Raw genomic sequence first — 22,737 nt, forward strand, 5'->3', positions numbered from 1 at the left:
CCCCAAACCATTAACGGTTTGGGGATTTTTGCGTCCTAGCTCTACGTGCTTGCACACTGTTTTTAGTGTACTTTTTTTACTGAAAACCGACAAGTAATATGCTGAATTACTTTACAAAAAAATCCATAATTTTCACGTTTTTGTCAATATTAGTTAGCGTTTAGCTTTTCCTTCAATTCATCAGGGGAGTTTTTCCAAAGCTCTTCATTATGTTTTTTCAGGAAGTTAGCTAAGATGATTTTTGAAGGTTCATCCATATGCTCAACGATAATATGTCTTTTCAATGATTTATCCATGCGATTCACATGCTCTGGCAATGATTTATAGCCGCGGCGAATCTCTTCATCAACCGTCATTTCGCATGCCGTCACACCAGCATAATAGGCTCCCTGTTTCGTCTGTTCAATTGTAACCCAAACAAGCCAGTATGGCTTTCCGTTTGGTACTTCATCTTTATTCGGTAAAAATTTGATTCGTCTTTCGATAGCACTTCTTGCATGCATAGCACCAATATCGACAAACGCTTCACCTGCTTCCACATCAATAATGACAGGTGAAACATTTTCCAGGCTCAACGCCCCCATTCCAAAGCCTTTATGGCCATCAGTAGGGTCGTTTTTGATGATATTAAAAGTTGGTTTTTTCTTCTCTTGACTCATGGATATGTACAAGCCTCCCTTTAAATAAATATTGAAACTAAGAATCGCTCAATCGCTGGTACTAAATTATAAATGATTGGATCGATTGTGTAATTACCAAGCGGTGTAATCACCAGGATAAGGAAAATCAACGCTCCATATTGTTCATACTGTGTCATTTTTGGACGTATATCAGCCGGAACGAGGTCCTCAATAATACGATACCCATCAAGTGGAGGAAATGGCAATAAATTAAATACAAACAGTACAACATTCAAGCGGATAAAAATATTAAAAAACGTGTAGATAAACTCAGGTAAATTAAATCCTGCGATGCTTATAATATATATCAATAGGACACCAATAAAAGCCAGCACAAGATTACTCAAAGGGCCTACCACTGAAACAACAATACTGTTCATCCGTGGATTTTTAAAGAAGAAGCGATTGACCGGTACAGGTTTCGCCCAGCCAAACCCGACCAATATAATAAATATCGCACCTAATGGATCAATGTGCCGAAGCGGATTTAATGTCAGCCGTCCCTGATTTTTTGCAGTCATATCTCCAAATTTATAGGCCGCATAGGCATGTGCATATTCATGAACAGTAAACGCAATGGCGAGAGTTACAAGTGTATATGGTAAATTGACCAATATGCTTTGAAAATCAAACATCAAAACATCCCCTTTTTCCTTAATATAAAACCTTTCAGTTAGGTTCAACTTTCCATTCTGCTTTTCACCACTTGCTTTCCGCCGGCGATTATGAAAAACTATCAACATAATCACTTGTTTTACAAATGAGGAGGACATTATATGCCGTATGTAACCGTTAAAATGTTGGAGGGCCGCACTGAAGAACAAAAAAAGGCCTTATGTGAAAAAGTCACTGAAGCAGTTTCTGAAACAACAGGAGCACCAAAAGAAAGAATTACGGTGTTCATTGAAGAAATGACTAAATCTCATTATGCGGTTGGCGGTGTACGCGCCAGCGATCAATAAACTTTGTTCGGATTGCGTGTCTTTCATCCACACCGAACATTATTGATCTAATTACATATTATTGGACCCGACTTTCGTTTTTAAGTGGGAGCCGAATGGAGCAAATATGCTCCATTCTTTTTATTTCTCCAGTATTAAAAAGAACTAATTCGCGTACATTGGTTTATTTTCCTTAATAAGCTGTGCTGCATAATTGAAGGCTTCCTCTATTTCCTCAGGCAAATACTGTTGCTCCGCCTTTAGTTCCTGGATTTTCTTAATAATCTCATCCTTGGATAAATGGTCGAAATAAAAAACCGTAGAAACCAATTCAAGAAAACGTGCATTATGATTGTTCAATCCCTTCACACATGCAGACAGCTCGTCGTTTTCATTGTCTTTGCTGTATAAAGAAAGAAATTCTTTGCCTGCCTCTGTTAAAGAGTAGTCATAATGAACATAGCCATTTTCCTTATCCTTTATTTCAGATAAAAGCCCTAAATTGCAAAGCTCTTCTATCTTTAACGTTAATTCCTCTGAATAGGGTCCATAAAAATGAAATTCAAATCTCTCCTGAAAAGGATATTCGAGTTTTTTTGAGATAAACACCATCTTTTGAAGCTTTTTTCTTCCCCCAATATGCCCGGCCGCATCTATGGCTGAAAGAATTCTGGCATGCTCCTTCAACACCATTCTTCACTCCTTCAATATCAATTAATCCCAATCAAGCAATTCTTTTATTTTTTCCTTTATTTCTTTATGATTCGCTTCATCTTCTAAAATATCAGCAGGAAAGTACAGTTTATGATCCGTGCGTCGTTTACCGGAAATCGCGTCTACGATATCCGATTGTCTGGAAAGCTCTTTAAGTTCTCTCGTTTTGGATAACAGATAAATCGGTACCCTTTCTCCTTCTTCTCCAGGCCGATAAAAATCATACGGTAAATCCGATGAAGAATCTAGCACCAAATAATACTCCGGATCGAGACCGGCTGCTGCGAACAATTGAGTGAGCTCCATCACTTTTTTCATTTCCGCACTGGATGACGGAAGGAATTCTACATACTGGAACAAATTCCGGTTCATGAACCTCGTGCATAAATCACTCAGTATGCTATCCTCTTCTTCTCCCCATAACTGAAAATAGTACAGCATTATACTATCGTCTAATTTCAAATAATCATATAGGGTAACAGACTGGGTAAATAAAGACGAAAAATGATGAGGTTCCTGTTTAAATTGATAATTCTTCTTATATAAATCTTTAGCGCGGTGCAAGATTTTTGTCAAAATCACTTCTGCGCTTCGAGATACTGGATGGAAATAAACCTGCCAGTACATTTGATAGCGGCTCATAATGTAATCTTCTACAGCATGCATACCGCTTTGCTTGAAAACTACCTGATCCTCCGTCGGTCTCATCACTCGGAGAATCCGCTCCATATCAAACTGGCCGTAGCTCACCCCAGTAAAATAAGCATCCCGTAACAAGTAGTCCATCCGGTCTGCATCAAGCTGACTCGAGATTAAGCTGACAACCAATTTATTGGCATGTGTTTTGGCAATGACTTCAGCTACCTCTTTCGGAAAGCTGGCATCTACCTTTTTTAAAATTGCATTAACCTCAGTATCCCCTAAAATAATCTTCCTTGTGAATTCCTCATGGTCCAAATCAAAGACTTTTTCGAAGGCATGTGAAAAAGGACCATGCCCGAGGTCATGGAGCAAAGCTGCACATAAAGAAAGAAGACGATCTTTCGGGTTCCATTCCGGCCTATTAGCAAATACCCCATCCACAATTCTTCTCACAATCTCATATACTCCAAGAGAGTGATTAAAACGGCTGTGTTCAGCCCCATGAAATGTTAAATAGGTCGTTCCAAGCTGTTTAATTCGCCTTAAACGCTGGAATTCCTTTGTATCAATTAAATCCCAAATGACCCGGTCATTCACATGCACATAGCGATGCACCGGATCCTTAAATACTTTTTCTTCGTTTAATTTTTCCAGAGAATATTCTATCATTCTATTCCCTCTTCCTAATCGGTCATGGTTTTATTATAGCTTGTTTAATCTAAAAAAACATAATCATCTTCTTCCACAATAATACACAACAAAAACCCTTTGAATAGAAATCGATTCTGTTCAAAGGGCACTTTATCTTTATTTAGTCGTAAATTTCCAGACCGGAGAACGTGATCGCCCTCCATAGCTGTCGCTCACTTCTACATACCAGAAATAATCCTGCTTGTTTTTTAGATCCTTTAGGCGGATTTGTACTTTTTCCCGATTCTTTCCGTCCTTATCTTCACCCAATAAGGTATTCGAGTACACATTTACGCCAATATAGTCTGTTGCCACCTGTTTCTGAATCGGGTTCAGCTCCAGTTGGTCAATTGTAAATTCATCGACTTCCGGCTCAAAATAATTATAATCATCCAAGTAAGGCGAGTACGTTTTGACTGATAACTGCTTTGCCTCCGGATTGAAATGGAGCATCCGCATATACCCCTCCCCGCCTTCCGGACCACTCTGATAATCGGCCAGCATTTCATACACTTTACGGAATTTCGACGGTTTTCCCTTCAGAGGAATGGTAGCTACATTACGGCTTGCCCCTGAAATATGCCCTGCAAGAACCAATTTAATATTCTCGTATTTCCGGACAATTTCTTTAAAGACCTGATTACCGTTATACGTCCGTTTTCCTTGATGGTCGAGATAATTATGGACCGCAAGCACCACATTTCTCTCTGAGTATTGGTTTAATACCTTATTAACCCAATCCAGGGTTGCAGTCGTGGTTTCTTTACCCCAGCCCAGATACAGGAAGAGGAAATCGTGCCCGCCAAAGGATGCTAAATCATAGTGATTTGTGTTATTTTCCATCCCACCTCCGTAATGGGATGTATGCTTAAATCTTTTTTCTCCAAAGTATTTACCATAATTGCGATAATCCAGTACCAAGTTTCCCACATCATGATTTCCGGACACTACCCCATAAGGAACATGATGTTCGTCCAAAATGCCCATACTCTTATCTGCGGTATCCCATTGCTCCAAATCCCATCTGACATTAATAATATCCCCTGTATGAATAACATATTCCGCATTTCCAAGCTGATTTTGGATTCTAATCCAGTTCGTCATCACTGGGAAAATATGTGGGAATGATTCAGAATAATATTGGGTATCTGACATCCAGATCAAATTAAATGGACGATTCACTTCTCCAATAACCTGGTCCTGCACAAGGACCTGCAGCTTTTGATTTTTCAAATAGGCCTCTGTCTCAACCTTTGCTTTCAACGAAAAATCCTTATTGCCGTAGCCATACGCTAATGCATCCCATCTAGATTTTTGTATGTTCCAGGCATATAGAGTGACCTTTCTTCCCTGTAAGGAATGCCCGATCCACTTTACTTCAACCTCTTTCATTTCCGCGGGTGTTTCATCCAGTGAAATTTCGAATCGCTGATACGGAAATCCTTTATTTGAGGCAGTCACCCAATAAGTCTTATCCGCTTTGGCTATCTGCTTTATTTGCTTGGCTAAGATACCTGTTTCACGCGGATAAGTCTGATTGGGCGGCGGTTCCTCATCTGCAATGTTGGAAAATGCTTTTAATTGTTTCCTCCCTTTGGAGGTAAAATCATAGCGATTGCCTGAGAAAAACTTAGCCATTATTTGATCATTAGTTGGATCTTCTACCTTCACGCTTAGCTTCGGATGAACAGATACTTTTTTATCATTATCAAGCGGTATGGCTTGATTCATAATAATAGGTGCTTCATCCACAATCTTAAAATGAATCGTTTTCTTTTTGCGATTCCCAGCTGCATCTACTGACATGAAGGTTACCTTGTGTTTCCCTTTAGACAGTCTGCCGGAGGAGGTCGTATATGGCAGGGTGATTTCCCGACCATCCAGATAGCCTTTAATCGAGGCTATTGAAGTCACCTCATCCTCGGGGTTTGCATCAATGGTGAATGTTCCCTTATAGGTTCTGCCATTCAGCGGTGTTTTTACATGGAGCTTTGGTGCTGTATTATCAAAAACAACATCTGCTTGGTGAATGGATGTGCCTTTAGATTGAATATTATGGACTCCATCCTGATAAGCCATCGTATCAATCTCTGCCTCCTCTGCTGTGAACATAGCTGCCGGGATGATAAATTCGTAGGATAGGATTAACACTCCCTGATTTCCCACCTTCCATTCCTGGGCTTCCCGAGTGCCTTCTCGATTCTCATCACCATCTGCCGTGATTGAATTTACACTGATTGGGCGAATCATCGTACCATCACCCATCAGTAGCTTTATATTCTTGATAGAAAAGCGATCGACATCTTTTTCTTCAACTGCACTTCCGGGCATAAATGTTTCCTTCTTCGTGCCTGTGTGGATGGAAATCGTATTTTTACCCGGTTTGAGTTCATCAATTGGAATTGACAATTCATATGGAAGATATAACCCTGCTGTAGGTTTTAATTTGGATATTAAACGGTCTCCCATGTAAACTGCACTTTTCTTTCTTTCATCAATGCCAAGGCCTTCAAATACAATTGCAGCAGGACGGCTCAAGATCCTCTGTGTCTTCAGTTTTTGTCCATCAACCGTAAGCTTAATCTGTTCCTCAGCTGTTGCCTTTTGAACTTGTATCTTTTTTGTACCTTTTAAAATCGTATTTTTTTGGATAGAAAGCCCCGGCTTTAGGGGTTTGTACATATCTGGATTTCCTATTTTTATCGTCTTTGTCCCTTTTTCGGGGTATCTAATGACATGCTGTCCATCCGATATTTCTATATAATACTCAAAGGTTGGAACAGAACCATAAACATCGTATCGAGATATAATTGATTGATAAGAAGTCGTGGTTTTCATAAGCATATTTGCTTGTGTAAAGGCAGAATCCTGACCTCTTTTATAAAATATTTCTGCCCGCTTAATTAGATGTTCATCCTCAATTTGAATCTCGATAGAGACATCCGAGCGTTCTGGTACTTCTTTTGGCATGGTCACAGGTCTAACAATCGGCTTATTGGTATCCGTCTGCTTATTGGCATTTAACGGCACCTGTTCATTACTCACTTGACCTGGTGTACTTTCTTTGATTTGTTTATCCTGTTTTAATTTTTTTGCTCCCATATCCTGCTTATAATGGATGAGTCCCTTATCGTAGGTTACATATGAAATAACCGCTCCTGTATCAGTTGCCAGAACGACCGTATTTTTGCTGCTATTGTGTAAGTTACCTTCCAGGCGAATCAGTTGCTTATGATCCACCGAGGCATGAAAGTGGTGTTTGAAATCCTCAAAATCAAACTCATCTTTGCTGGCAGCATTTTTAATCCAAATGATTTTCGTAGATTTTGGCTCTATAAAAGTTGATTCTTTTATATCCCATACTTGCATCGATTTATTCATAGAGAGGTATCGCAGATTGTAATCACGTAAATCGATTGGTACGTCTGTATTATTATAGATTTCGATATATTCATACGTTTTCCCCTGCGGAGAAATCTCTGTAATCAGTAATTCTGGTGGATCATTCGAAAGCGCTATGCTAATTTCGGGATTAAGCCATATACAACAAACTACAGTTAGAATCAGTACACCTATTTTTTTCATATATAATCCTCAATTCCCCATTCAAAGATTGATACCTTAGTATGGATTATTAGATAGGATTTTATGAAAAAAAGTCGCTCTTCTAAAATTTGATCTTTTAGAGGAGCGACTTTTTATTTATTTTATCTTAGCTTTTACTTTTTCAATTAATTCATCTTCTGTTGGTGCAGCTACTGGACGATTATTGACGAACGCAAATGATTTTTTGCGTCCAGGTCCACAGTAGGACTGGCATCCAATCTCAATTTTTGCATCGGGATCGAGCTTGTTTAATTTTGGTAGCAATGTCTTTAGGTTTGTAGCCTGACAGTCGTCACATACTCTAAATTCGTTCGACATGACCGCCTATCCTTTCTTGCCAAAAAATTTGACTCTTTGTTAGTTGTGAGCCTCTTGGGACTAAAGCGTATTGTATCACTCCGGCTCCCTTATTTGCAAGAATCGGCTAAATATCTATTAGGTTAATGAAAAAATCTAGTAACCTGTATAAACTTTGTTCTTTTTGTCCATGCTAGAACCATAATTTGCAAATTTATTTTAAATCTTATAGAAAAGGGAGTTGCAGATCATGAAAATCAGACAAGATGCATGGACTGAAGAAAATGATTTATTACTAGCAGAAACTGTTTTAAGACACGTCCGCGAAGGCAGTACCCAATTGAATGCATTTGACGAAGTTGGAGATAAATTGAACCGTACCGCAGCTGCTTGCGGATTTAGATGGAATGCGGTTGTAAGACACACTTATGAGAAAGCATTGCAGCTTGCCCGTAAACAGCGTAAACAACGCCAAAGATTGCTTGGAAAGGATCAGGGCGGCAAAAAGAAAATCCTGTACCAGCCACCGACTCCATCTTTACGAGACTTTGAAACAGTAACTACCGCAATGGAAGATGAATTGATGGACATGGATATTTCCACCGAACAAAAAGATACTGAAACATTTGAGCAAACAAGCCTATTTCCAGTGCTGGAAGAATACAAGACTCCGGCTTTGACGATGGACGATGTTATTGTATTCTTACAATCTTATGATACAAACAGCCTGAAACTGCAAGCATTACAATCTGAAAATGAAAGATTGCGCCTTGAAATCAGGGAACTGAAAAATACAAATAAAGAATTGCAGCACAAGCTTGATAATGTTGAAGAAAATACCGTTACGATTCAGGAAGACTACGAAACACTCATGAATATTATGAATCGTGCCCGTAAATTAGCTTTATTGGATGAAGATGACCGACAAGCTACTAAATTTAAGATGGATCGTAATGGAAATCTAGAAAAAATCGCAGAATAAATATAAAAAGCCGGCTCTTTTCAGAGGAGCCGGCTTTCATCTGTAATATCAAACCATTCTCACTTTCATTCGAGCATGTAAGAGACTACTTTTAACAGCCCCTCCTAAAACGATGGAAAGAATTAATCGATTTCCAATTTCGCATTGCGGTCTTGCATTCTTTCTAAATAGGATTCGAACAGTGGCATTTCTGCTTCCGCCAAAGAATTCATCTCAATCTGCCCGGCATGATCCTGTAATGCCTTCATTAAGCGAAGCATTACATCATTTACAGTCAGCTCGACACCGAGCAAATCAGATAAGGAAGCCATAACTTTTGGATTCACAGTAGGGTAAACAAATTTCGTCTCAGTCCCATTTAGAGCAATTTTATAAAAATCTCTCACTAATGCAGCTCTTTGTTCAGCATCCCCATTGATATCCAAGTAGATTTGTACTGCTACACCATGACGGATTCTCCTTTGAGAGATACCGGCAAATTTTTTGCCATCAATGCTTAAATCATAGCTTCCCGGACAATAAGAGCCTACGATTTCACCCGCTTTAATCTCATTATCAAAGTCTCGAAACATGTACTTGATCAGTTCCCACATAGCGTCATATCCGCGATTAATCTCAATTTTCCGGTCTTTTTCCGGAAAAACAAGCGTCAGGTTCAAAATTCCTTCATCCAATACAACGGCCAATCCGCCTGAATTTCGGACAATACAGTCATAGCCCTTCTCATGCAGGAAATCAGCAGCTTGCTTCAGCATCGGGAGCCTTCCGTCCTGGATACCCAACACAACTGTTTTTTGATGAACCCAAGCCCGTGCGGTAACTGGTGAGTTCCCAGCTCCAACCGAAGCGCATAATGTATCGTCAATCGCAAATGATTGAATGGCACGTGTATGCATACCTGATTGACTATGGTCAATGATTCTCCAGCGATCCTGCTGTAATAAATTCATCTTACCTCTCTCCATCTATAAAAAAATAGGCGCCAAAGGGCGCCATAGGTCACTTATAAACTTATTTTACCAAAGCTTGAGAAGCTGTGATCAGTGCAAGGTTGTATACATCCTCTGCGTTACATCCTCTGGATAGGTCGTTCACAGGAGCATTTAGACCTTGCAGGATTGGTCCAACTGCTTCAAATCCGCCTAGGCGTTGTGCAATTTTATATCCAATATTACCTGCTTCAAGGCTAGGGAATACAAATACATTTGCAGAACCTTGAAGTGGAGAGTTAGGAGCTTTAGATGCAGCAACAGATGGAACAATCGCTGCGTCGAATTGAATTTCTCCGTCTACGATTAATTGTGGGTCCATCTCCGTTACAAGCTTAACAGCATCCGCCACTTTTGTTGTTTCTTCAGATACAGCAGAACCAACTGTGGAGAAGCTAAGCATTGCAACACGTGGATCTAGATCAAACATACGCGCTGTTCTAGCACTTTCAATTGCAATTTCAGCAAGATCCTGGCTGTCAGGAGCAATATTGATTGCGCAGTCTGCAAATACGTATTTTTCATCACCTTTAACCATGATGAATACGCCAGACGTCTTTTTAACGCCTGCTTTTGTTTTAATGATTTGCAATGCCGGACGTACTGTATCTGCTGTAGAATGCGCAGCACCGCTGACCAAACCATCTGCTTTATTTAGATATACAAGCATTGTTCCGAAATAGTTTTCGTCAAGCAAGATTTTACGTGCTTGTTCTTCAGTCGCTTTACCTTTACGACGTTCAACGAAAGCTGTCACAAGCTCGTCCATCATAATATATGTAGCAGGATCGTAAATTTCCATATTATCTACAGAAATATTCATATCCTTCGCTTTTTTTGTGATTTCATCAATATTTCCAACTAAGATTGGAATGATTGTTTTCTCAGCTGCCAATCTTCCTGCTGCTTCAAGAATTCTTTCATCCATTCCTTCTGGGAATACAATTCGCAATTGATTGCCAGAAACTTTTTCTTTTAAAGTTGTAAATAAATTACTCATTTTTTATGTCCTCCTCAAAATGTCACTCTACCTAGAATACACCTTTATGATGAATTATTTAATAGGTTTGCCTTATTTTTTAAAATTATAGCGGTATGTCAAAATATCGACAAGTTTATCGAAGCCTTGATTCAAGAAAATATGCCATTGATTGTGATATAGTAAATGGCATGAACGAAATGTTATGTGGGAGATGATAAGTATGAGTGAAGCAGCTAAAACATTAGACGGTTGGTATTGTTTACATGACTTCCGTACAATTGACTGGTTATCCTGGAAAATGTTACCTGAAGACGAACGTGCCACAGCCATCAATGAATTCCTGGGATTGGTTGAAAAATGGAATAAAACTCAGAATGAAAACCAAGGCAGTCATGCTCTTTATACAATTGTCGGACAAAAAGCAGACTTTATGATGATGCTTTTACGCCCAACAATGGAAGAATTAAATGCACTTGAATTAGAGTTTAATAAAACTAAATTAGCAGAGTTCACAATTCCGGCACATTCTTATGTATCTGTTGTTGAGCTAAGTAATTATCTGCCTTCTGATTCAGATGAAGATCCATATCAGAATCCTCATGTTCGTTCCAGACTATACCCGATCTTGCCGACATCTAAGCATGTTTGCTTCTATCCGATGGACAAGCGTCGTCAAGGCAATGATAACTGGTATATGCTTCCGATGGAGGATCGTAAAAAACTTATGTATTCTCACGGAATGATTGGCCGACAATATGCTGGCAAGGTTAAACAAATTATTTCTGGATCCGTTGGATTCGATGACTATGAGTGGGGTGTTACCCTTTTCGCAGATGATGTTCTCCAATTTAAAAAATTGGTTTATGAAATGCGTTTCGATGAAGTGAGTGCCCGTTACGGTGAATTCGGTTCCTTCTTTGTTGGAAATATCCTTACACCGGACTGTGTCAGCGAATTTTTACATGTTTAAATAGGATAAAAGGAAGTGCCTTTAAAAGCCATTATACATGGTGGATAGGGCACTTTTTTGTTGTCCAAGCACCAAGATCCCCTTTATTTCAAAATACTCTGTTCCCCTCAGATAAAGGTTGAAGCATTTCCCCAATAACCGCCTGTCTCTTCATTTGCTTCAGTATCGACTTCCCCTGTGTTGTTAACCTTTTTAAATTCCACCACACAGGAAAATTATGTGAATAGTGCGACCTGCAAAAACAAAGCAATCTCTTCTGCTCTTCTTGAAATGGATGAAGTAATATCCTTTTTTATCATAAGCCGGTCTCCCCCTGCATAATTTTCTATAGTGAGCATACCTTTTACGTATCTACAACACATCATGAAATGACCTATCGAAAAGAGGTGCTTCAAGCATGGCAGTTATAAAAGCTACTGAGGAGGATATAAAAGTTCTTGCCCGATTAATGAGAGCAGAAGCTGAGGGTGAAGGAAATTTGGGCATGTTAATGGTTGGCAATGTAGGTGTCAACAGGGTACGTGGTGAATGTTTGGATTTCGTAAATATCCGATCGATTCCTCAAATGGTTTTCCAAAACCCCGGTGGATTCGAAGCGACACAGAAAGGATACTTTTATCAACGTGCCAGAGAGAGTGAAATCAGGCTGGCAAGAAGAGTCGTCAACGGGGAACGTTTTAATCCGGCCACGAACGCTCTTTGGTTCTTCAGACCGGAAGGGGACTGCCCGGCACAATGGTTTGGACAATACAATTCTGGGCGTTACAAATCACACTGCTTCTTTGCACCGACACAATCTGATTGTCCAACTGTTTTTTAGAATACTATTGTTTATAGAGGAGGAGTCATTTTATGAAACAACCGGGTTCACAATCATACGGCGGGGGGCAAACGTATGGAGGCGGATATCAAGTCCCTTATAATCCCTATATGGCAGGACAAACAGGCATGGGGCAGCAGCAACAGTTTCAGCCACAACAACAGCAACAACAACTGCCCTTTCCGGCGCAGTCGTATACTCTAGGCGGTGGTGGATCACCGTTCCAAACTTCTCCGTCGCCTGCTCCGGGTCAATTCGTAGAACAATCCTATATCGAAAATATTCTGCGTTTAAATCGCGGTAAACTCGCTTCGGTATATATGACCTTTGAGGGAAGTAAGGATGGTAATACAAGACTATTCAAAGGAATTATTGAAGCAGCCGGCCGAGATCATCTTATCTTAAGTGATCCGCAAACAGGCATGCGCTATTTATTGCCACTGATTTACCTCGATTATGTAACTTTTGATGAAGAAATCGAATACTCCTATCCTTTTGGTTCTCCATCTCGTTAATCGAGAATGGTTAGCATACCGAGAAAAAAAAATATTTGACGAACTAATTCCTATAGTACATAGAAGAACCGCTTATGTCAGACATAAGCGGTTCTTCTATGAACATATCAAACTTATGAATATTTATAAACAGCCACAATCATTAATACCCAGGAAGCAATAAATGCAACTCCGCCAAACGGCGTTATAATACCAAGCTTACCAATACTTGCTACACTGAGTACATATAAGCTTCCAGAAAAGAGAATAATTCCAACTAACATGAGCCAACCTGACCAATTTAACAATTGATGTGAGGATAATCGATCCCACAACAATCCTATTGCCAATAATCCACCTGCATGGAACATCTGATACTGAACGGCTGTTTTCCAGACCGCCAGAGACTTTTCAGAAATCTTCCCCTCCAGCCCATGAGCTCCGAATGCACCGCATGCCACGGACATCGCCGCATTAATGGCTGCAATAATAATAAATGTTTTCATCCCCATTCTCTCCTTTGCGTTTAAAAATCAAGCAGTGAATCCCCGTTTGCGTCCTCCATCTTAACTGGTTCCTCCTGAGGAAGAGAGACAGTCGGATTCGTTTGCTGAATTGGATTATATGGAACAGTTTTCTTCACAGTTTGTCCTTCCGCCTTCGTATGATCACTTATGACCAAGTCGATTAAGCTTTGAACGGCAATTAGGTATCCATTCCTTTTTTCAGCAGGCGCCATTTTAGCCTTATGAATCAGTTCATCCATTTTGTCCAATACCTTTTCTGATGTTATTTCCACAGATTCACACCTCTTACCTTCATCTCTTCTTATTCAATTCTATCCTAACTTCGCCAAGGAATCTATTTTTCACAACCTCACAAATCAGGAATGGCCCAATCGATTTCCTTCAGCCCATTTTGTCGGAGAAGTTCATTCGTTTTAGAAAATGGCTTACTTCCAAAGAAACCTCGCCGAGCAGATAGCGGGCTCGGGTGAACCGAGGTAATGATGTGATGCTTCTTCTGATCAATTAAGTGAATTTTGGATTGTGCTGGTTTTCCCCATAATAGGAAAACAACCGGTTCTGATTTTTCATTCAATGTCTCTATTATTTTATCTGTTAATCGCTCCCATCCTCTCCCCTTATGTGAATGGGCTTCTCCCTGTCTGACAGTCAAAACGGTATTTAACAAAAGTACCCCCTGATCCGCCCAACTTTTCAAGTATCCATTGTTAGGGACTGGAATTCCTAAGTCATCATTTAGTTCCTTGAAAATATTCCGTAGCGAGGGCGGGAGAGCAACTTCAGGCTGTACAGAGAAACTTAATCCATGAGCCTGATTGGGGCCATGGTAGGGATCCTGCCCGAGCAATACCACTTTTACGGATTTAAAATCAGTATAGTTCAAAGCGTTGTAGATATCTTCAGCCTTTGGATAGACAATCTCGTTTTCATACTCCTTTTTTATAAAATTACACAGGGCTGCATAATATGGTTGTTTAAATTCATCCACTAAATACTCCAGCCAGTCATTCTGTAAAATTTGGTGACTCATCCAATCCACTCCTCTATATACTTCAGAAATTATTATATTTGTCGAACAATATTTTCCGCTTACACTCTCTTTACCCTGCTCAACTTATGTTTATAGATTTTTTAATAGGTTATATAAACACTGTAACTACATTTTAAATTAAAATCCAAAAATCGAGGAGGATGCAAGATGTATCAAGTTTTTGTAGTAGAAAATTCAGTTCAAGCTAAAGAGAAAGTTGAACAACTTGCAGCTGAGGGATTTACAAAAGAGAATGTTTATCTGTTTTCCCATAATAAAGAGTTTTCGAAGGATTTAACTGATGCTACGGATACAGGCAACATTGGTATTGGTGAGCAAGGTTTCTTTGAAAGTGTAGGAAATCTGTTCAAAAAACGTGGCGACGAATTGCGCAGCAAGCTCCAATCACTTGGATTATCTGAGTTAGAAGCACAACAATATGAAAAAGATCTTGATGACCACAAAATTGTTATTGTTACTTCGAACCAGGCAAGTGATATTGATAATACAAAAATAATGTAACGCATACAGCATAAAAAGGGCTTAAGGATGGGTTCTCCCTTCCTTAACGCCCTTTTTTTTACTGGCTTTTTTACTACTCTGATCAAGTTACAATGCATAAGAAAAAACTTTTTTGCATATATCAATCTGATGTTATTAGAATCAATCATTGTTCATTCTCGTCTCCATGATCACGAGCATCTGCTTACTATGTCTTAAATCATATAAGCGTTATTGTTATCCACTATTTTTCACTTATAGTATCATTACTATATGAGCTTTTACCTTTATAAACTCTTACTGTATACTTCCGGTTTATACCTATGATAAAATACCGCAAAATGGTAATTCAGAATTTATTGTTCACGGATTATGTATACAATTAACAGCATCAGTTTTTTTCCATACATATTGTTTTGGTATGTATTATAAAGTATAACTAAATTAAGTTTTATAATGAGGGAGGATAGGCCAATGAGTCTAAAAAAAGCATTGACTATAGCTGGATCAGACAGCAGCGGCGGAGCAGGACTTCAAGCAGATTTAAAAACATTCCAGGAGCTTGGCGTTTATGGAATGACTGCTGTTACTTCAATTGTTGCAATGGACCCTAAAAATAACTGGTCTCATAATGTATTTTCTATTGATGTTTCAACTGTGGAGGCACAACTGGATACAATCCTTTCTACAGGAATTGATGCCATGAAAACAGGGATGCTTGGGACCGTTGATATTATTGAATTGGCTGCACGAAAAATTAAAGAGTATGGCCTTGATAAAGTCGTCATAGACCCTGTAATGGTTTGCAAAGGGACAGATGAAGTGTTAATGCCTGAGAATACAGTGGCAATGAGAGAATTGCTTCTCCCTCTTGCTACGGTTGTAACACCAAATCTTTTTGAGGCTTGGCAATTATCCGGGATTGGCCCCATCACTACTATTGATGAAATGAAACAAGCTGCAAAGATTATCCATGATCAAGGGGCAAAATATGTCCTTATCAAGGGTGGCACTAAACTTGATGGGCAAGATAAAGCAATTGACCTAATTTATGATGGAACAGACTATACCATCCTTGAATCCGAAAAGTTTGCGACTACTTATACCCATGGTGCCGGTTGTACAACTGCTGCAGCCATTACTGCTGAGCTGGCTAAAGGAAAAACAGTTGAAGAAGCCTTGGCTACTGCAAAGGAATTTATCTCAGCCGCTATTGAACATAGCTGGAAGCTAAATGAATTTGTTGGACCAGTTATGCATGGTGCTTACCGTACATATAAATAATTTCTTCTTTATTACAGGCTGTCCGAAATTTAGGACAGCTTTTTTCCATCTCCATTTTTAGCAATTTTTCAGATACTTTAGTATCATAATTAATACAACACTAATTTAATAGGAAACTAATGTGTTCCTTTTTATATAGGAGGTAATCTTAATGAAGCCAATTGACCTGCTTGATTCACAAAAAGCGCTGCAATCATATGCCGGTTTACAGGTTTATTTGCATTTAGAGACAACAAACGGCGCTTATGCCACTCATAATGATGAATCATTCTTCTCAGCAGGTGCGTTTATCCGTAATGTTTCTATTTGTTTTGAAGAAGGTAAAATTATCGGAGATGGCCCTTATCGGGTAGGATTAAGAATGAAGGAAGGCTGGGTATACGCTGAAGGGATTACCCATTACGAAATCGATGAATTCGGCCGCCTTTTAATGGCTGGACTTGACCAGAGCGGAAGACTGGCTGTCGCTTTTGAAATCAGTACCGCCCCATTTGATAAATAACAAGGAGTTGGGATAAATGGATAAAGAGAAACATGTATTAGTCATATTCCCTCATCCTGATGATGAGGCATTTGGGGTTTCCGGAACAATCGCCTCTTATACAAGAGCTGGTATCCCCGTTACCTATGCATGCTTAACGCTTGGTGAAATGGGACGTAATCTTGGAAATCCTCCTTTTGCAACACGGGAGAGTCTCCCGAAGATTCGCAAGAAAGAATTAATAGACGCAGCACAAATAATGGGTATTAAGGATTTACGTATGATGGGACTGCGCGATAAAACTGTTGAATTCGAAAATGAAGAGTGGCTAGCTAATCAAATGACTAAGCTTATTGATGAGCTTGATCCTTCCCTCATTATCACTTTCTATCCGGGATTCAGTGTCCATCCGGATCATGAGGCTTGCGGAAGAGCTGTCGTACAGGCAGTCTCTGAAATCAATCCTGAAAAAAGGCCAAAGCTTCATTGTGTAGCCTTTTCCAACAACCATCAGGATGTCCTTGGAGAGCCTGATATCATAAATAATATTCAGGATGTAATCGAGACTAAACTAAAGGCAATCTCTGCCCACCGCTCTCAAACTGAGGCGATGATGGCTGGTTGGCCTGAATTACTCGCCCAAAAGAATAAAGAGCTTGAAAGCCGCCTTTGCTTTGAAAGATTTTATTCATATAAATGGCCTGAAAAAATATAAGAATTAGATTTATAAAAGCTGTCATACTAATGACGGCTTTTTTTGCGGGCATCTTTATTTCATAAAAAAAACCGCCTTCATTACTAAAGGCGGTTCAAAAAAAAGGGGGGGATACTTTGGAAAACTTCATTGTAGTACTATGATAGCCATATTCTGGACCACCTATACCTAATTTTTAAATTTATTTTTGAACGATGTACTTATAAATGATATGGGCGACACCATCCTCTTCATTTGTTAAGGTAACATCCTTGCACAGCCCTTTAATCTCATCGGATGCATTACCCATAGCAACGGACATCCCCGCTTTTTCGAACATAGATAAATCATTAAAGTTATCTCCCACAGCAATTGTTTCTTCAAGTGGGATTCGTAATTTTTCTAGCAATTTCTCCAAAGCTATTCCCTTAGAAACACCACTCTGGTTAATTTCAATATTCCCCTTACCGGATGAAGTGACAGTTATTCCTTCCATCTCTCCAAGAATAGTGCCAGTATTTTTTAGTTTATTCATATCAGAGGAAAAGACTAGTATTTTGTATATTTCGATATCCTCTTCATTAATTAGCTGGAAGTAATCGTCTGTCGCAAATAAGAATCCAATTTTAATTCTGCCTTCAGCAAATTCACGAACTTTATCTTCTTCCTGATCAGGATTGGCACTCAAGAAGATATCGACAAGTGAATCAATAGCCTTTTCGGGGTTTTTGGAAAATGTCCCCCTGTTTGTATACATTTCAAAATAAAGATCCATTTCTTCCAAAAGCTTGACTGTCTCCACTAAGCTTTCTTGCTTCATCGGATTGGAATCCACCAAACTGCCTTCCTGATTATAAACAGCTGCTCCATTTAAACTGATAATAGGACAGTGAAAGTTAATCTCATCAAGTGCAAACCTTGCTTCTTTATAAGATCGGCCCGTAGCAACAATTACTTGTCTCCCGCTATCCCTTACTGCCTCCATCGCCTTTCGGTTCTCGTCACTTACCATTTGATGCTCATTCAGTAATGTTCCATCCATATCGGTTGCTATACACTTCATACAGTCTCCCCCTTTAGAAAATGCTTACTACCTTCTCTTCTGCTGAGAGGTGCAAGCTCTGTTTTTTTTATAAAGTTCTTCACAGACTCCGGATCCGTTTTTGAATATTCTCTCAGTGCCCACCCAATCGCTTTTTGAATAAAGAATTCTTTACTATCCGCATTTTTCAATATGTAGTCATATAAGATTCTCTCATTTGTTTGACCTTTATAGAAAAGTTGAAAGAGGATTGCTGTTCTACGTAGCCACATATTATTATCTATTACCCAATCATTCATGATAGTATCTATTAAATCAGGATTTCTTAATACCAAATTGCCAACCTGCTTAGAGGCAATCATATCTACGGTATCCCACCAAGATTTTGTCGTAATTAATGTTTTTAGTAGCGGTAAATCCTTTACTTCCAGTTTGTCGATATAGTTAGCAAGGTAATCAAGCGCAGCATTTTGCCATTCTCTCTCCGGCATATTCCAAAGCTTTAAACAAAATTCATGTGAAAGCGGCATAGCAAGAATACCTGTTTCCTTAAAGAATACAGACATACATTTTCTTCTTTCCGGGGTTTTAATCCCGTAAAAAGGAAATTGATTCTTCATATATTGCGCCATTGCTACTGCTTGTTCTTCATTCTTTTCATTCTCAAATAACTGTTTTAAACGATTAATATAATCCACATTTCCACCTCACCTATTCTTCCCTTATAAGCCAGCTTCAGGGCCTAACCGCTCGAGTCATAAGTGTAGCTGCTGCAGTAGAGGAAAAGCGCTCTCCCTCCGTGTTTGTCGGAGTTGGGCAGTCGCCTCAGCTTTTTGTATAATCTAGCTTCGGCTCCTAGCTCCTCGAGGTCATAAGGATAGCCTCTACGGGGTAGAACACCCCTTCGAGCCTCTCCTTATGCTTGTCGGAGCTGGGCAGTCGCCTCAGCTTTTTGTATAAAAGATCCTGTATTGGATAAACATACAATTAATTAATTGAGTGTTACCTCTTTTTTATTAAGTCTAAGAATATTAAACTAGGGAAGTGGCTTCATGGAAGCTATTGCCAGAACTCATAATAACCTGGCTATGTATATACATATATTCTACGCATACATAATGACTGTTTTCAAATATAGTGATGAAAGAATTAGGAGTGACTACTATGACTAAACAAACTCAATCTCCTTTATCATTTTGGGGAGGTCTGGGCTTTACGGCCTTATTGGCGCTGCTTGGATTTGTCCTTGCTGAATTGCCCTTTTTCGAATACATAGGACCATTAGCATGCAGTATTTTGCTCGCCATCCTGTATCGTAATATTCGCAGCTATCCAACAAATTTACGGACGGGCGTTCATTTTTCAGCAAGAATTCTCTTACGTGCTGCCATTATTTTATATGGGTTGAAATTAGATATGCAGATTATTTTTAGTGAAGGTCTTGGCCTTTTGGGTAAAGCTCTGATTTGTATCGTATTCTCTGTAGCCCTCATGGTATTGCTTGGCAAATGGCTGAAAATTCATCCAATGATTTCTTTCCTGCTTGGTGCAGGGACAGGAATATGCGGCGCAGCGGCTATAGCAGCGGTTTCACCTATAGTGGATTCAAAAGAAGAGGACACGGCGATGAGCGTCGGGATGATTGCATTGATTGGTACTATTTTTTCAGTCGCCTATACGATGCTTATTCCGATTCTCCCCCTAACACCTACTGAATATGGAATTTGGTCCGGACTTAGCTTACATGAATTGGCTCATGTAGCTTTAGCGTCTGAGCCTGCTGGGGAAGCTTCTGTTACAATGGCTTTATTAGCTAAATTATGTCGTGTTTTCTTATTGATTCCTTTCTGTTTTGTATTAGTGTTCTGGATGAAACGTAAACAAGGCGCTGGCAGCCAATCCTCCATTCCATTTCCATGGTTTCTTCTAGGATTTCTGGCCTTAAGTATTTTTAGAACTTATCTTGCTGGATCCTGGTTTCCTGAATACCTATATGATTACATTGCCATGCTGACCACTTTTCTACTTTCGATGGCTATGGCTGGGCTAGGCTTAACGATTGATTTAAAAGAGCTTAAGAAACGAGCCAGCCTTCCCTTGCTTACAATGGTTATTACATCCGTTCTTTTATCAATTCTGACATATTTTTGGGCATGAGCCATTTGAGGCTTATGCCTCTTTTTTATGTTTTCCTTAAACTATTCTTTTTTGTCGTACAAGCCTGTATACATGCATATGATAATTTGAGCAATTAAAATGGAGGTATAAATTGTATGTATGGATTATTGGGATATGTCTATCTAGGAATTTCCTTATCGGCTCCTATCGGACCAATTAATGCTGCACAAATGGAAATTGGTTTAAGGCATGGATTCTTAAATGCCTGGGTATTCGGTCTGGGCGCTATACTAGCCGATATCTGCTATATGCTTGTTGTTTATACCGGGTTGGCTCAATATATGCAAGTTCCTCTAATCCAAACCTTTCTCTGGTTATTCGGGGCTTTCGTGCTTACTTATTCCGGAGTAGAGAGTCTGGTTGCTGTTTATCATAAAAAAAACCAAAGCAATATACGGAACAAGGATATCACTCGTTCCTTTCGCTCTGGCTTTTTTATGTCGTTATTGAATCCATTATCCATTCTTTTTTGGTTGGGCATCTATGGCTCTGTACTCGCCAAAACCGTGAGTCACTTATCTCCTCAGCAAATCATCATTAACAGCTTGGCCATCCTTTTGGGGATATTAATTTGGGACTACTCGATGGCGATGATGGCATCCATATTTAGGCGCTATTTAACCAATAAACTCTTAGCGGGAATTTCAATCATATCCGGAATTTCCTTAGTTGGCTTTGGGATCTATTTTGGAGTTATGGGGGTTCAATCCCTAATTTAATCGTTAGTTATGGATTCTTCGCCTTGTTAAAGGCCGTTTTCGTTTTCGAATAATAGCCATAATAATTGTAATCAGGCTTACAAAAGAAACAAAAGCTAGACTTACGAAAAAGCCCATTCTCGTGTCCTTTTCAATGACCGTCCCAACAATAGCCAGCAAAATAAGCCCAAGCCCTATAGTTCGTTTTATTTTATCCTTTGTTTTTAGGTCAGCAAGCTTGGAATACGTCAACAGGATTAATATCCAATTGTAAAGGATGAGTAAACTCGCACCAGTCGTAAAGTATTCATAGACCTTATCCGGCATCACTCTCGACAGAACGATAGAGATTAGCAAACCAGTCACTGTTACAGCAAAAGCAGGCAGAGGGATTGCGAACTTCCCTTTTTTTCCCAATATTTTCGGGGCATCTCGATCCTCAGCTAAGGTCGTCAGCATATTTGCAACAGAAAAAAGTGAAGCCGACATTGTTGAAAAACCGGCAATTATCAAAGCTCCATTAAAAAGATGCATAATGAACCTAAATGGATAATAACTCAAGACCGTTAAAAACGGGCTTTCTTTTAGATTAACCTTATCCCATGGCAACAGCATTACGACTAAGCCTAGGGATATGATGTAAATGACGGTTAATGCTAGAATCATGACTCTCCCTGCTTTTGGAGCATCCTCTTTTTTCTCTAATCGCATAGACATAATACCCAGAACTTCAATACCTCCAAAGGCAAAAAAAGCAAAAACGAGAGATGACCAAGTTTTCTTCCAATCTGTAGGAAAAACCTCCTTAACCGTTGAAGGAAAATCAAGTGTTTCTTTTCCATCAATCACACCACACAAGCCAAGGATCACGATAATGACAAACATTAAAATAGCGGATACTTTAACGATTGCACTGACATTCTCCATCGGTTCAAACAGCTTTGCCCCAATAATAATAACAATCAGTCCAAGTGCTCCGTAGATGGCTGCAAATATCCATAAAGGAAATTCAGGAAACCAAAACCTAGAAAATAGAGACAGGGCTGTTAATTGGCTTCCCATTATAAGCATTTCTGAAAACCAGTAAACCCACCCATTTAAGAACCCAAAAGAACGTCCAAACGCCTTACGGGAGTATGTACGAAAAGACCCTTTTTGAGGATCTTTTTCCGTCATCTTTGCTAAAGCTTCATATACGATATATGTCGTACAAGCGGCAAGTATAAACGCAATTAATATTGATGGGCCGGCAAGCCTGATTCCTAATCCGGAACCTAAGAAAAAGCCGGTTCCAATTGTACAGCCTATCCCTATAAGGGAAAGCTGCCACCATTGCAGTTTTTTCTTTTCTTGATTTTTTGTCGCTGCTGCTTTTTTCATATCCTATTCCGCCCTTTGATTTATATCAGACTGTATCCTCAATTAATCTGCTCCATCCAGGCGAAACTTATGCTTTATTTGCTTGCCAATATAAAAAGGGTACAATCCGAAAAGG

The 22,737-nt window shown here is 39.4% G+C and carries 25 protein-coding genes; 11 read left to right on the forward strand and 14 right to left on the reverse strand.

Annotation, left to right across the window (positions count from 1 at the left end; all coding sequences use genetic code 11):
* Nucleotides 1–149: 149 nt before the first annotated feature.
* Together AC4G3O_RS13375 and AC4G3O_RS13380 are read right to left on the reverse strand one after the other, a co-directional pair.
* The gene (locus AC4G3O_RS13375) at nucleotides 150–659 is read right to left on the reverse strand and encodes a YwhD family protein (RefSeq protein WP_066109401.1); all 510 of its coding nucleotides are present in this window, start codon (nucleotides 657–659) and stop codon (nucleotides 150–152) included.
* 20 nt (nucleotides 660–679) lie between these two features.
* The gene (locus AC4G3O_RS13380) at nucleotides 680–1,315 is read right to left on the reverse strand and encodes a site-2 protease family protein (RefSeq protein WP_140461903.1); all 636 of its coding nucleotides are present in this window, start codon (nucleotides 1,313–1,315) and stop codon (nucleotides 680–682) included.
* A gap of 141 nt (nucleotides 1,316–1,456) precedes the next feature.
* Here AC4G3O_RS13380 and thmT point away from each other — a divergent pair, with 141 nt between their 5' ends.
* The gene (gene thmT, locus AC4G3O_RS13385; protein ID WP_066109407.1) at nucleotides 1,457–1,642 is read left to right on the forward strand and encodes a 2-hydroxymuconate tautomerase; all 186 of its coding nucleotides are present in this window, start codon (nucleotides 1,457–1,459) and stop codon (nucleotides 1,640–1,642) included.
* Between the two features lie 144 nt (nucleotides 1,643–1,786).
* Here thmT and AC4G3O_RS13390 read toward each other — a convergent pair whose 3' ends face one another.
* The 4 genes from AC4G3O_RS13390 to AC4G3O_RS13405 form a co-directional block, all read right to left on the reverse strand.
* Nucleotides 1,787–2,311: a YwgA family protein gene (locus AC4G3O_RS13390; RefSeq protein WP_066109764.1), complete on the reverse strand. Its 525-nt coding sequence runs from the start codon at nucleotides 2,309–2,311 to the stop codon at nucleotides 1,787–1,789.
* A 24-nt stretch (nucleotides 2,312–2,335) separates the two neighbouring features.
* Nucleotides 2,336–3,646: an HD domain-containing protein gene (locus tag AC4G3O_RS13395; protein WP_175354323.1), complete on the reverse strand. Its 1,311-nt coding sequence runs from the start codon at nucleotides 3,644–3,646 to the stop codon at nucleotides 2,336–2,338.
* 138 nt (nucleotides 3,647–3,784) lie between these two features.
* Nucleotides 3,785–7,252, reverse strand: coding sequence for a lamin tail domain-containing metallophosphoesterase family protein (locus AC4G3O_RS13400; protein ID WP_491136340.1), 3,468 nt, complete (start codon nucleotides 7,250–7,252; stop codon nucleotides 3,785–3,787).
* A 117-nt stretch (nucleotides 7,253–7,369) separates the two neighbouring features.
* Nucleotides 7,370–7,591 carry a YuzB family protein gene (locus AC4G3O_RS13405; protein ID WP_066109413.1) on the reverse strand — a complete coding sequence of 74 codons (222 nt, stop codon included), beginning with the start codon at nucleotides 7,589–7,591 and terminating at the stop codon, nucleotides 7,370–7,372.
* 229 nt (nucleotides 7,592–7,820) lie between these two features.
* On the opposite strand from AC4G3O_RS13405, the gene AC4G3O_RS13410 reads away from it, so the two are divergent.
* The gene (locus AC4G3O_RS13410) at nucleotides 7,821–8,552 is read left to right on the forward strand and encodes an RsfA family transcriptional regulator (protein WP_066109416.1); all 732 of its coding nucleotides are present in this window, start codon (nucleotides 7,821–7,823) and stop codon (nucleotides 8,550–8,552) included.
* A gap of 122 nt (nucleotides 8,553–8,674) precedes the next feature.
* On the opposite strand, the gene lipL is transcribed toward AC4G3O_RS13410, so the two are convergent.
* Nucleotides 8,675–9,502 carry an octanoyl-[GcvH]:protein N-octanoyltransferase gene (lipL, locus tag AC4G3O_RS13415; protein ID WP_139063884.1) on the reverse strand — a complete coding sequence of 276 codons (828 nt, stop codon included), beginning with the start codon at nucleotides 9,500–9,502 and terminating at the stop codon, nucleotides 8,675–8,677.
* A gap of 61 nt (nucleotides 9,503–9,563) precedes the next feature.
* Nucleotides 9,564–10,541, reverse strand: a complete 978-nt coding sequence (pta, locus tag AC4G3O_RS13420; RefSeq protein ID WP_066109419.1) for a phosphate acetyltransferase — start codon at nucleotides 10,539–10,541, stop codon at nucleotides 9,564–9,566.
* 184 nt (nucleotides 10,542–10,725) lie between these two features.
* On the opposite strand from pta, the gene hemQ reads away from it, so the two are divergent.
* From hemQ to gerQ, 3 genes are all read left to right on the forward strand, one after another.
* A complete protein-coding gene (gene hemQ / locus AC4G3O_RS13425) occupies nucleotides 10,726–11,493 on the forward strand; it encodes a hydrogen peroxide-dependent heme synthase (protein ID WP_373925480.1) in 768 nt (255 codons plus the stop codon).
* A 397-nt stretch (nucleotides 11,494–11,890) separates the two neighbouring features.
* Nucleotides 11,891–12,313, forward strand: a complete 423-nt coding sequence (locus tag AC4G3O_RS13430; RefSeq protein ID WP_066109429.1) for a cell wall hydrolase — start codon at nucleotides 11,891–11,893, stop codon at nucleotides 12,311–12,313.
* A 32-nt stretch (nucleotides 12,314–12,345) separates the two neighbouring features.
* Nucleotides 12,346–12,828 carry a spore coat protein GerQ gene (gerQ, locus tag AC4G3O_RS13435; protein ID WP_077248193.1) on the forward strand — a complete coding sequence of 161 codons (483 nt, stop codon included), beginning with the start codon at nucleotides 12,346–12,348 and terminating at the stop codon, nucleotides 12,826–12,828.
* A gap of 113 nt (nucleotides 12,829–12,941) precedes the next feature.
* Here the strand turns inward: gerQ and AC4G3O_RS13440 are convergent, their stop codons facing one another.
* The 3 genes from AC4G3O_RS13440 to AC4G3O_RS13450 form a co-directional block, all read right to left on the reverse strand.
* Nucleotides 12,942–13,313, reverse strand: a complete 372-nt coding sequence (locus AC4G3O_RS13440; RefSeq protein ID WP_066109432.1) for a DUF423 domain-containing protein — start codon at nucleotides 13,311–13,313, stop codon at nucleotides 12,942–12,944.
* Nucleotides 13,314–13,333: 20 nt separating this feature from the next.
* Nucleotides 13,334–13,606, reverse strand: a complete 273-nt coding sequence (locus AC4G3O_RS13445) for a DUF5327 family protein (RefSeq protein ID WP_066109433.1) — start codon at nucleotides 13,604–13,606, stop codon at nucleotides 13,334–13,336.
* A gap of 77 nt (nucleotides 13,607–13,683) precedes the next feature.
* Entirely contained in the window at nucleotides 13,684–14,364 is a 681-nt protein-coding gene (locus AC4G3O_RS13450) for a uracil-DNA glycosylase (protein WP_066109438.1), read from the reverse strand.
* A 168-nt stretch (nucleotides 14,365–14,532) separates the two neighbouring features.
* Here AC4G3O_RS13450 and AC4G3O_RS13455 point away from each other — a divergent pair, with 168 nt between their 5' ends.
* From AC4G3O_RS13455 to bshB2, 4 genes are all read left to right on the forward strand, one after another.
* Nucleotides 14,533–14,886 (forward strand): YflT domain-containing protein, encoded by a 354-nt coding sequence (locus AC4G3O_RS13455; RefSeq protein ID WP_066109441.1) that lies wholly within the window; start codon nucleotides 14,533–14,535, stop codon nucleotides 14,884–14,886.
* Nucleotides 14,887–15,339: 453 nt separating this feature from the next.
* A complete protein-coding gene (gene pdxK / locus AC4G3O_RS13460) occupies nucleotides 15,340–16,149 on the forward strand; it encodes a pyridoxine/pyridoxal/pyridoxamine kinase (RefSeq protein ID WP_066109443.1) in 810 nt (269 codons plus the stop codon).
* 151 nt (nucleotides 16,150–16,300) lie between these two features.
* Nucleotides 16,301–16,651, forward strand: coding sequence for a YojF family protein (locus AC4G3O_RS13465; protein WP_066109446.1), 351 nt, complete (start codon nucleotides 16,301–16,303; stop codon nucleotides 16,649–16,651).
* A 16-nt stretch (nucleotides 16,652–16,667) separates the two neighbouring features.
* The gene (gene bshB2 / locus AC4G3O_RS13470) at nucleotides 16,668–17,345 is read left to right on the forward strand and encodes a bacillithiol biosynthesis deacetylase BshB2 (protein ID WP_066109449.1); all 678 of its coding nucleotides are present in this window, start codon (nucleotides 16,668–16,670) and stop codon (nucleotides 17,343–17,345) included.
* Nucleotides 17,346–17,526: 181 nt separating this feature from the next.
* Here bshB2 and AC4G3O_RS13475 read toward each other — a convergent pair whose 3' ends face one another.
* Nucleotides 17,527–18,387: a Cof-type HAD-IIB family hydrolase gene (locus AC4G3O_RS13475; RefSeq protein WP_491136341.1), complete on the reverse strand. Its 861-nt coding sequence runs from the start codon at nucleotides 18,385–18,387 to the stop codon at nucleotides 17,527–17,529.
* Nucleotides 18,384–19,064, reverse strand: a complete 681-nt coding sequence (locus AC4G3O_RS13480; protein ID WP_491136342.1) for a DNA alkylation repair protein — start codon at nucleotides 19,062–19,064, stop codon at nucleotides 18,384–18,386. Before AC4G3O_RS13480 ends, AC4G3O_RS13475 begins: the two co-directional genes overlap by 4 nt.
* A 466-nt stretch (nucleotides 19,065–19,530) precedes the next feature.
* Here AC4G3O_RS13480 and AC4G3O_RS13485 point away from each other — a divergent pair, with 466 nt between their 5' ends.
* Together AC4G3O_RS13485 and AC4G3O_RS13490 are read left to right on the forward strand one after the other, a co-directional pair.
* Complete coding sequence (locus AC4G3O_RS13485; RefSeq protein WP_140461909.1) at nucleotides 19,531–20,523, forward strand: YeiH family protein; 993 nt, start codon at nucleotides 19,531–19,533, stop codon at nucleotides 20,521–20,523.
* Between the two features lie 116 nt (nucleotides 20,524–20,639).
* Nucleotides 20,640–21,263, forward strand: coding sequence for a LysE family transporter (locus AC4G3O_RS13490; protein WP_066109461.1), 624 nt, complete (start codon nucleotides 20,640–20,642; stop codon nucleotides 21,261–21,263).
* Nucleotides 21,264–21,266: 3 nt separating this feature from the next.
* Here the strand turns inward: AC4G3O_RS13490 and AC4G3O_RS13495 are convergent, their stop codons facing one another.
* On the reverse strand, nucleotides 21,267–22,622 hold the full coding sequence (locus tag AC4G3O_RS13495; protein WP_139892064.1) for an amino acid permease: 1,356 nt from the start codon (nucleotides 22,620–22,622) through the stop codon (nucleotides 21,267–21,269).
* Nucleotides 22,623–22,737: the final 115 nt, after the last annotated feature.

Source organism: Bacillus sp. z14 (2026) (assembly GCF_058313575.1).